Raw genomic sequence first — 8790 nt, 5'->3', positions numbered from 1 at the left:
GGGTTTCAGCGAAAAATCCGTCTCATTTAGCCAAAAAAAACCGCACAATATAATGACAAAGTGCGGCTTTATTACAAAGTACTAGGAGTTGTCCTAATCTGGCGACTACCCAATATTAGTCATCCTTATTGAGTAGCGCTGATAGAGTTGGCTATACCGTTTTGGCTAACAGTGACTGAGCCTCGGCTTGCTGCTCAGCGTTACCTTGTGCCACGACTTCATTCAATAGGCGTTTAGCACTTTCATATTCACCCAGCTCCAGATACTGAGAGGCGAGATCTAAAGTCACCTGCGAGGCATCTAGCTCATTAACAAACTCAAAGTCTTCCTCAAATTGACTGTCATCCAAGGCAGTGACGGGCATCGTCTCATCAGCCACATTCGATAAGTCTGAAGCTGGTGAATCTGGGGCTGTCGCGCTTGTTTCTACTGAGGCGCTGTCGTCGCTTAGTGAAAAGTCATCAGTAGAGAAACTCAAAGCATCTAATTGAGAGATGGTATCCTCTACGTTAGCACCTAGTACATTGCTACTGGATAACTCATCACTTGGGGTGCTTGTTTCTAAGTTATCAACTTGAAAACTATCAGTTTCTAAGTCATCAGCTTCTAAGTTATTAGTTTCTAAAGTGTCAGCTTCTAAAGAATGCTCAGCGAATACATTATCATCATGACTGTCATCAAGAGTATTGTCACTTGCTAACGCATCAGAAAGGCTAGCATCCGCTGACACCTCATTTTGAGCTGTGTCGACACTGCCGCTTGGTAAGTCTTGCTCGTATTCTTGAGAAGCAGTTACTAAGCTGTCATCAAAGCTTAGCTCATTGCTGGCTAATTCAAAGTCATCAAGCTCTATGGTATTGGCTTCAGTCGTTGGCGCTGAGTCAGTGAACGTATCCGTCTCTAGGTCGGCGCTTAAATCTGCCGCTGGCGACTCTTCTGCAAGCTCAACAAAGGCTAACTCTGCTGTCTCCGATGAAAACGCGGTATCTAATTCTAGATCACTAGTATGCTCAGTATTATCAGCCGTTACTGGCGCTACTGAACCCTCAAGATCTAAGGTGAAGGCTGACTCGTCAGAGGCTTGATAATCATTAGTCTCAATATCTAAGCTAGTATTAGCCTCAGTCGTGGTGTCAACACCAGTATCTGAATTAATGTCAGTTTCAAAGCCAGTAACCGGAGCACTGTCATCCGCTAAGTCATCAATCTGAAACTCGAAATCATCAGCGTCTGATAACTCTGCCGCAGTAGAGCTTGCTGTTGCCGGATCATCAGCCAATAGCTGATTTTCGATCTCTTCAAAAGACAAGGCATTAGTGTCAGTAGTAGCTTCTGAATCAATCGAGGTTTGTGAAGCTTCTAAAGTTTCCGTAGTTTGCAAGTCTTCAATACCGTCAACATCAAAGTCAGCGATATTAAATTCATTACTATCTGTTGAGAGGCTGTCAGTAGAAGAGCTAGGTGCTGCTGTATCCTCAGCAGTAATCTCTTCAAGCTCAAAGATTTCACTGTCATCTTGAGACTCGCTTGATGACACAGTAGGCTCATCAGAGAGCGTGAACTCTAAGGCATCTTCCTGATAGTCAGCATCGCCGACAGCGCTTTGTTGACTATGGCTAGAGTGAGCACTTGACTCAGTCGTTACCATTGAAGCCTGCTCAGCGTCAATCAACTCTTTGATCTTGTCGGCTTCTGCTAAAGTGTCTGCATTGCCTTGTTGCTGGATTGACTCATAAAGACTAGTGAACTCATCAAAGTTATTGCGAATAGCGTAGATGTTGAGAAGCTTAAGAGAAAGGTCTTTATTGTGCGGATTAGTGATTAAGCCTTGTTTTAAGACGCCGATCGCATCGTCGTAACGCTGCTGATCGATAAAGCTTTGAGCGATCATAAGGTTTTCTTGACGAGCAGGTACTGCTGCGGACTTACTCGTTTGCTGCTCTAAGCGTTCGGTACTACGTAAGTTAGAAGAGCGTCCTGCATCAGGCTTCTTTTTTTTGCTCAGGAAAATGAGGGCTATAACAAGGATAATAGCCAATCCAATGATAATATAGGTAAGGTCGTTCATAGTAGCTCCTGTACCAGTCATCTATAGCCCTATTGACTACACTATTTATGAGCTGATCAAAAAATTAATGAAAATAGTAATATTATAAATAAGTTAGTACTGTAGACTCAGCCGTTATTTTTGACGTAGTTTTTTCAGATGAGCCTCTAGCTCAGCGAGTTTTTGATTCTGTAGCTGCAGTTTTTTGTTGTAGCTTGAGACTTGCTGACTGATCTCACGGACACGCTTAGCTTGGTTTGCTGTCCGTTGCCGCGACGACTTGAGGGTCGCTAACAAATCAGTATCAATTCCTGAACCTGTAGCTGCCGAAGTTTTAGTTTGTACGCCATCTGCTTGACCACTCTGACCTGGTGCTAGCACCGTCATTCTGGCTTTGGGCAAGCTCTTGGTGACTGGACGAGACGCGCTTTTAGCCTTACTAGCTGCCTTAGTACTACGAGGCGATTTTGCCGTTACCGCTTTTTTGTCGCTCTTACTTTTAGCAGTTGCCTTAGCTTTTGAGTCGACTGGCTGTTTCTTTTGGGTCGTTTCACTCTCAGAACGAGCAGCCTTCCTCGCGTTAAAGCGGTCACGCCGAGCTTTAATCGCTGCTTGCAAGCTGGACTGCGAAGGAATCGTCTCATATTTAGGCAAATTCAGCTGAGCATCTGCTCTTAATTTGTCGATATCTCTATTAATAAAAGCGTCAGGATTGAGCTTGTAGAGCTGCTGCATCACAGTGTGAACATCAATATTATTCTGCGCCGCCAAAGCATTGGCGATAGACCATAAGCTATCATTACGCTGCACAGTATAGCTTACTTCAGATAGATTATCTGATGGTGCGGCCTCTGCGACCACGGTAGTCGCTGGGCTAGACTGATCCGGAGTAGGCTCAGCAGCACTTGCTGAAGGCGTTTGGGCAGTATCATTAGCCATAGTCTGATCATCAGTATCAGTACTGTTATCAATATTACTATTAGCGTCAGTAATGTCAGTGGTTGATGCACTGAGGGCATCTGAGCTATTGCTGCCTTGGCTAGGTCGTACGGTACGTGTAATCTCAATATTAATAATATCTAGCTGCTGGTTTGCCTGATCGTTCGCGATAGCGTTAGTAACAGAGGAGGGCTGTTGCTCTGGCGCGCTAGCCACTCCAGACGTATTAACATTAGAGCTCTGAGAAGACAGTGCGGTTCGAGTGTCATTGGACCGTATCTCGCTAGACACGTTAGCCATAGCATTGCTAGATAAAGAATTACTAGTCGCTATAGTGGTGCTATTTGAGTTGCTGCTAGGCAGCTCATTATTGGCTGATTGGTTATTGGGTAAATTAGTACTGGGCAACAAAGGTGGCGGCGCAGAACGACTCACGGCAAGCGGCTTTGCGATAGGCGTACTGGCCTCAGATCTACTGACGGTGGGCAGATTGGGAGTGGCCTTACCGGTTACCTGACGACTGGTGTCGACTGGCTTCGCTGATTTACCTAGTGGCATTAACAAGGTCTTAGGCACTACTTGACGCTCATCACCATCACGTATCGACAGCACCACATCAGTAAACGGTGCCGAGATAGGACGTGAGGTGCTAATAACGATCTGACCGGAGTTGCTACCATTTGGGACAAAGCGAACGGACATCGAGTCGTTAGGCTGTAGCCCCATCTGTTTATAAATATCGGAGCTAACCAGATCAGCTGAAAAGTTGTCTGCTTCGATACCCGAGACCGATATAGAAGCATTTAGAGGCTCATGCTGAGCTGAGTACACTGAAGTCTTGCCTAGGGTAACAGCATGACTAATATGCCCAATACCCATAGTACAAAAAGAGCCGAATAAGGCCAGTGATAGAGCTTGTCTTAACGTCGTCAAGTGAGGCCTTTTTTGCCAAGCCATGCCGATACCTTGTAGTAATCAATGAATTAAATAATTAGCGGTCTTCTGAGACTGTTACTATCTGCATTTGCAAATTCACTATAGCACCAGTCATTAATGAAAACAATGAAGTAGGGCGCTATTAATCAATGTCGACGAGTGTTAGATAGCGTGTGCTGACCATTATACAAATCTTTTTTGAGTTGGCTACTAGGGCGTATTGTTATTTAACAAAATTAGCGTTTAATGGGCTACAAAAAGTTATGGCTATGATTGACGGGGGATGGTCTTTATCAACCTGTGGTTAATATACGCCTGCTTTTACCAAATTCTTTTGGTTAATAAAATCTTATCATCCTATTTATAGTATCCAATATTCTAGATTAGTCCCATTGGCGCAGTCAATTTGTCCAACAGCATCGCATCGCCATAGCTAAAGAAGCGATAGCGCTCATCGATAGCATGCTGATAGGCGCGTTCAATATTCACTTTACCGGCAAAGGCAGCGACTAGCATCAGCAAGGTCGATTTAGGTAGGTGAAAGTTGGTAATTAGGCGATCGATAACACCAAACTCAAATCCAGGATAAATAAAGATATCAGTATCACCTGACCATGCTGATAGTGGTTTGCCCTCGATAGCAGTTTGCTTATAAGCAGTTTCTAACACCCGCGTCACCGTCGTACCGACTGCAATGACGGCATGGCCATTTTCATGAGTTTCATTAATTAGGTCGGCGGTTACTTGGGGTAGATGAGCGAATTCACTGTGCATGGTGTGATTGAGCAAGTTATCTGTCTTTACAGGGGCAAAGGTTCCTGCACCGACGTGTAAGGTGACAAAGGCATTACGAATCCCTTTGTCTTGTAGCTGTTGAAGGACGATATTATCAAAATGCAGACTGGCGGTAGGGGCCGCGACACTGGCAAGCTTAGCAGGATCATGAAATACCGTCTGATAGCGAGTATTGTCTGTCTCATCGGCATGACGCTCAAAGTAGGGTGGTATGGGCAGCTCACCGAACCTCTCAAGATCAGGCAGAATAGGCGCTGCAAAAGCCAGTACGAATAAGTTCTCTTGCCGACCGATCATCTCACATTGCATAGCATTATCAGCCAGATATAGGGTCTGGCCCAGCTTTGGCGCTTTGCTAGCGCGCACGTGACACAGTGCCACATGAGCACGACCTTGGGTTAATGCCGCATCTTCTGTCAGGCGTTCGACCAAGACTTCGACTTTACCGCCCGTGTCCTTCTGACCAAAAAGTCGTGCTTTCATTACCTTGGTATCATTAAAGACGATTAAGTCCCCAGCCTTTAGCAGATCAGGTAGCTCAGCGAACTGCTTGTCTTCTGGCGCACTAGCAGCCGGTAGATATAACAATCGAGATGCAGAGCGCTGCTCAAGAGGGTAGCGAGCGATTAAGGTATCAGGGAGGTCATAGTCGTAATCGTTAACGCTTAGATAGGTCTGCTTGGTCATAGAAACTCAATGGTAAGGCTAAAAAGATAAAGAAGCGGCGAGATTAATAATCGTGCTATTTTAGCAGAATGTGGCGATGGCGGAAATTGATGTTCTGGATTAGGATTAAAAAGTAATCTTCTAAACCCTAAGTCAGGCAATAACAAAGTACGTCTTTGTGCTAATGCAAGGCTAGAGCTATGCTCACGTAGCGGCAAAACGAGGCAGTATCCTGGTATGAATATGGCGTTAAAACCCTTAAGCATATTTTAGCTTATGACAGAATCAGTCATCAAAAAGGTCAAACAAATCCGGCTGCGGGGCAGGCTCGTCCGCATTGCTAAGTGTCGAGTAAGTCACGCCCACGAGGCGAATAGGTAGATGCCTTGGGGCATCTGCCAGCAGTTTTTCTAACCAATAATGGGCTGATTCGGCATCAGGGAATGGAGTATGCAGGGTATGAGATCGGGTAATTTGGCTAAAGTCGGCGTATTTAATCTTTAGGGTGATGGTCTGACCTTGCTGACCCTTTTGGCCCATCTGCCGAAACGCATCAGCATTTTGCGCAAAGATATGCTCGAGCAAAGTGGCGGTGTCACTGATATTATCACGAAATGTGGTCTCTGAGCCGACCGATTTATACTGGCGCTTGGGCTTCACAGGACGCATATCACGGCCATGCGCAATTTCAGAATAGAAGCGACCGCGTTTGCCAAAGGCATTGACTAAGGTATCGACAGAAGTCGCCTTTAGATCAGCGCCTGTGTGGATGCCCATATCATGAAGCTTGGCTGCCGTGGCTTTACCAATCCCATGAAAGCGTTCGATGGGTAGAGAGGTAATAAATGCATCGGCCTGCTCGGGGGTAATGACTGCAATGCCATTGGGCTTGTTGATATCCGAGGCAATCTTGGCAAGCATCTTGTTAAAAGAAACCCCTGCCGATGCGTGAAGCTGGGTCTTCTCATAAATCTGTGCTCGTAGCCAGTTGGCCATGAGGGTGGCTGATCCTTTATGATCTTTAATACCAGTGACATCAAGATAAGCTTCATCAAGTGACAATGGCTCAACCAAGTCGGTCAAAGAGCGCATGATCTGTCGAATCTGCTGACTGACGCTACGGTAGACATCGAAACGTGGTCGCACGAAGATGGCCTCTGGGCAGCGACGCTTGGCTTCGAAGCAGGACATGGCGGAGCGTACCCCAAACTGGCGAATCTCATAACTGGCTGCAGCAACGACGCCGCGACCATTGGGGTCACCACCGACGACTAAGGGCTTACCGCGTAGCTCGGGGAAGTCGCGCTGCTCTACGCTCGCAAAGAAAGCATCCATATCGAGATGGATGATTTTGCGTTGGGGTAGGGTAGAAGGGGCTGATTCGGATTCGGTCATTTATTCAGGATAGATTGCATAAGGTAAAGGTACAAATCTAAGGCAATAAAAAACCCCTTACAAGTGATGGTTTGTAAGGGGTCTTCTATTTTATTGGTACCAGTGGTCGGACTCGAAATTTACTCTGTGACCTTTGCTACATATAAGCTCATAAATTTTAATTATTAAAATTACTGTCATTTTTACTGTTAAAACTCAAAGTCATAGATTTTTTAGCAGATAAAAATAAAGCGGGATTAACCCGCTTCAGTCTCTAAATTATGTCTTTCTGCTAACCACTTGTCAAGCTCATGCTCAAACCAAAATGATGAGCTACCATCTTTCCGCTGAGCCGGAAACTCACCATTATCTATCATTCTGTAAACTGTCGCTCTTGACACACCGATTTTATCACACACCTGCGTCATTCTAAGTCGTTTTAGTCCCATCTTCGCCTCCAATTGCTTTATACAGTTTATTCAGCGCATCAAGCCCACGCTCAGCAGCCGCGCCCATTTCATCGACCTTATTTTGCAGCTCTACGTTTACTTCATTGACTGATTTGACCCATTTGCTCATCTTGCTTGGATAGTGAGTGTTTTCTACCCACTCTTGGGCTGCTTCGCATGAGTCAAATTCAGGCGGTTCATCTTTTCTGTCACTTTCATCAGTATCAAATTTTCGGTAGTCGACATAAAAAATACCGCCTGCTTCCACTCTGATGAGGTACTCATGGGTAGGAGACTTGGTTTTAACAATTACGTTTGAGTTTTCAGTAAAATACTCGCCCCATTCCCATTTTAACGGCTTTAGCGGCAAATCACTCATCGTTAATCTCCTTGGGCAGAGTAGGTAGCGGCATCCAATGTGTTACTTCAAACGGATGCCAACCATTTTTTACTGTCCACCCATGTAATAGCCAGTCATTAGGTCTAGAATGGTGGTTGTAGTGACCCGTCCATTGATAGCCAGCATCTGTAAACACTAAAACTTTTTCACAATCATCAGGCACTTGCTCATCAACACTAATCCATTGATCAACCAACAAAGCTTCTGCAAACTCATAAACATATGGGTTCAAGTCCATTGTGCCGTCCGGCTGCTCTTTTAGCTTAAACCCCTTGTCCAATGCCAGTTTTTTGATTTGTTCTTTAGTCATTGTTAGCTCCTTTTGGCGGCTCTGGTAGCGGCATCCAGTGTGAAACATCGCCAAACTTGTACTGAATCTTGGAGTTAATAGACCAAATGTAAATATGGTCGTTGTTAACTATTTTGTTTCCATCATCGTCCTGATTGGGCATTAATATGCCGCAACGCATGCGACCATCTTTTGCCAGAATCAAGACAGCATCAAATAAGTTGGGATGCTCATCTTTAACAGCAATCCACATCGGATAATCAGTAATCAAGCTGTCACGTAGCTTTTCGGCTTCGGAGTAGGGTAGCATCATGTTGATTGACTCTTGTACTATAGTTCTCTTTCCGTGTTGCGTCGTTATATCAGTTCCGATGTACAAAGCCCCATTATCTTCTGCTACTAGAATATCTGCCTTGGCAGGTTTATTGGCGTAGTTAATATCTATCTCATATTCGTAGCTCATGGCTTGCGCTCCAAAAGTTCAGGGTTCTGATGAATGTTGCCGATAACAACGTAGCCATCGCAGCCAGATCCATTAATAAATGAAACAAGGTCGCAATCATAATTAATCCCAAGATCGCCCTTGATTTCTGTATCAAATCCAAATTTGCAATCGCAAAATGAGACCGTGCAAATGTGGTAATCCCAGTTGCTTGAAAACTCAACAATATCGCCCTCGTAAATCTCAACGCCGTTTTTGTCTTTGAGGCCTGTGTACTGCATAACCTTGACATACTCAAGATTCAGCAATCTATGCAATCTCTCAAGCTCGCTGATATTGTTCCAACTAATCATAACTTTTTGATATTCGTCCCAAGCTCTAAACTTAATATCTCGCATAATCCAATCCTCATCAGTTAACTTTAATTAAACCAACTTAAAAATTGGCTTAAGT

Annotated in this window: 9 protein-coding genes; all 9 read right to left on the bottom strand. The window is 44.7% G+C overall.

Annotated elements, in window-relative coordinates; all coding sequences use genetic code 11:
* Positions 1–151: 151 nt before the first annotated feature.
* The 9 genes from EGV92_RS01435 to EGV92_RS01395 all read right to left on the bottom strand — a co-directional run bounded on the left by EGV92_RS01435 (position 152) and on the right by EGV92_RS01395 (position 8735).
* The gene (locus EGV92_RS01435) at positions 152–2068 is read right to left on the bottom strand and encodes a FimV/HubP family polar landmark protein (RefSeq protein ID WP_165525535.1); all 1917 of its coding nucleotides are present in this window, start codon (positions 2066–2068) and stop codon (positions 152–154) included.
* Positions 2069–2182: 114 nt separating this feature from the next.
* On the bottom strand, positions 2183–3943 hold the full coding sequence (locus EGV92_RS01430) for a type IV pilus assembly protein FimV (protein WP_131667433.1): 1761 nt from the start codon (positions 3941–3943) through the stop codon (positions 2183–2185).
* 357 nt (positions 3944–4300) lie between these two features.
* Positions 4301–5404, bottom strand: a complete 1104-nt coding sequence (queA, locus tag EGV92_RS01425) for a tRNA preQ1(34) S-adenosylmethionine ribosyltransferase-isomerase QueA (protein ID WP_131667432.1) — start codon at positions 5402–5404, stop codon at positions 4301–4303.
* 264 nt (positions 5405–5668) lie between these two features.
* Positions 5669–6778 carry a DNA polymerase IV gene (gene dinB, locus EGV92_RS01420; protein ID WP_131667431.1) on the bottom strand — a complete coding sequence of 370 codons (1110 nt, stop codon included), beginning with the start codon at positions 6776–6778 and terminating at the stop codon, positions 5669–5671.
* 236 nt (positions 6779–7014) lie between these two features.
* Complete coding sequence (locus EGV92_RS01415) at positions 7015–7185, bottom strand: helix-turn-helix transcriptional regulator (protein ID WP_242678557.1); 171 nt, start codon at positions 7183–7185, stop codon at positions 7015–7017.
* 1 nt (position 7186) lies between these two features.
* The gene (locus tag EGV92_RS01410; protein ID WP_131667429.1) at positions 7187–7585 is read right to left on the bottom strand and encodes a hypothetical protein; all 399 of its coding nucleotides are present in this window, start codon (positions 7583–7585) and stop codon (positions 7187–7189) included.
* On the bottom strand, positions 7578–7916 hold the full coding sequence (locus EGV92_RS01405) for a DUF551 domain-containing protein (protein WP_165525534.1): 339 nt from the start codon (positions 7914–7916) through the stop codon (positions 7578–7580). The genes EGV92_RS01410 and EGV92_RS01405 overlap by 8 nt, the downstream gene beginning before the upstream one ends.
* Positions 7909–8358: a DUF551 domain-containing protein gene (locus tag EGV92_RS01400; RefSeq protein ID WP_131667427.1), complete on the bottom strand. Its 450-nt coding sequence runs from the start codon at positions 8356–8358 to the stop codon at positions 7909–7911. Before EGV92_RS01400 ends, EGV92_RS01405 begins: the two co-directional genes overlap by 8 nt.
* Positions 8355–8735: a YopX family protein gene (locus EGV92_RS01395; protein ID WP_207401717.1), complete on the bottom strand. Its 381-nt coding sequence runs from the start codon at positions 8733–8735 to the stop codon at positions 8355–8357. Before EGV92_RS01395 ends, EGV92_RS01400 begins: the two co-directional genes overlap by 4 nt.
* Positions 8736–8790 lie beyond the last annotated feature (55 nt).

Origin of the sequence: Psychrobacter pygoscelis, assembly GCF_004335015.1 — a bacterium.
Classification (GTDB): domain Bacteria; phylum Pseudomonadota; class Gammaproteobacteria; order Pseudomonadales; family Moraxellaceae; genus Psychrobacter; species Psychrobacter pygoscelis.
Note: the sequence above shows the minus strand (reverse complement) of the source record. Positions and strands in the feature narration are given on the sequence as shown.

What these genes read in the sequence shown, in the direction of transcription:
- EGV92_RS01410 (WP_131667429.1), bottom strand. Translation starts at nt 7,585, where the DNA reads ATGAGTGATTTGCCGCTAAAGCCGTTAAAATGGGAATGGGGCGAGTAT.
- EGV92_RS01435 (WP_165525535.1), bottom strand. Translation starts at nt 2,068, where the DNA reads ATGAACGACCTTACCTATATTATCATTGGATTGGCTATTATCCTTGTT.
- EGV92_RS01415 (WP_242678557.1), bottom strand. Translation starts at nt 7,185, where the DNA reads ATGACGCAGGTGTGTGATAAAATCGGTGTGTCAAGAGCGACAGTTTAC.
- EGV92_RS01400 (WP_131667427.1), bottom strand. Translation starts at nt 8,358, where the DNA reads ATGAGCTACGAATATGAGATAGATATTAACTACGCCAATAAACCTGCC.
- EGV92_RS01430 (WP_131667433.1), bottom strand. Translation starts at nt 3,943, where the DNA reads ATGGCTTGGCAAAAAAGGCCTCACTTGACGACGTTAAGACAAGCTCTA.
- queA (WP_131667432.1), bottom strand. Translation starts at nt 5,404, where the DNA reads ATGACCAAGCAGACCTATCTAAGCGTTAACGATTACGACTATGACCTC.
- dinB (WP_131667431.1), bottom strand. Translation starts at nt 6,778, where the DNA reads ATGACCGAATCCGAATCAGCCCCTTCTACCCTACCCCAACGCAAAATC.
- EGV92_RS01405 (WP_165525534.1), bottom strand. Translation starts at nt 7,916, where the DNA reads ATGACTAAAGAACAAATCAAAAAACTGGCATTGGACAAGGGGTTTAAG.
- EGV92_RS01395 (WP_207401717.1), bottom strand. Translation starts at nt 8,735, where the DNA reads ATGCGAGATATTAAGTTTAGAGCTTGGGACGAATATCAAAAAGTTATG.